This window comes from Streptomyces sp. NRRL F-5122, from assembly GCF_001507435.1.
Lineage (GTDB): Bacteria > Actinomycetota > Actinomycetes > Streptomycetales > Streptomycetaceae > Streptomyces > Streptomyces lannensis.
In genome coordinates this window covers 1-500 of record NZ_LMWH01000127.1, presented here as the reverse complement: position 1 = coordinate 500, position 500 = coordinate 1, and the positions used below count along the sequence as shown (strand labels likewise).

1 protein-coding gene is annotated in these 500 nt (G+C 75.0%); it reads right to left on the bottom strand.

The window, feature by feature from the left end:
* The coding region (locus ADL25_RS48995) for a hypothetical protein (protein WP_159044935.1) at positions 1–500 on the bottom strand (500 nt) is incomplete at both ends.

Sequence of the window (500 nt, the reverse complement as noted above, 5' to 3'; positions counted from 1 at the left end):
GGGTGTGCAGGGTCCGCAGGGCACGCAGGGTGCGCAGGGGGATGTCGGCGTCGGTACGCAGGGTGCGCAGGGCGACGCGGGTGTGCAGGGTCCGCAGGGCACGCAGGGTGCTCAGGGTGCGCAGGGGGATGTCGGCGTCGGTACGCAGGGTCCGCAGGGCGACGCGGGTGTGCAGGGTCCGCAGGGTGGCGCGGGTCCGCAGGGTGCTCAAGGGGAGACGGGCGTCGGCACGCAGGGCACGCAGGGTGCGCAGGGTGATGCGGGTCCGCAGGGTGCTCAAGGGGGGACGGGTGTCGGCACGCAGGGCACGCAGGGCACGCAGGGTGCGCAGGGTGATGCGGGTCCGCAGGGTGCTCAAGGGGAGACGGGTGTCGGCACGCAGGGCGCGCAGGGTGCTCAGGGTGCGCAGGGGGATGTCGGCGTCGGTACGCAGGGTGCGCAGGGCGACGCGGGTGTGCAGGGTCCGCAGGGCACGCAGGGTGCGCAGGGGGATGTCGGCG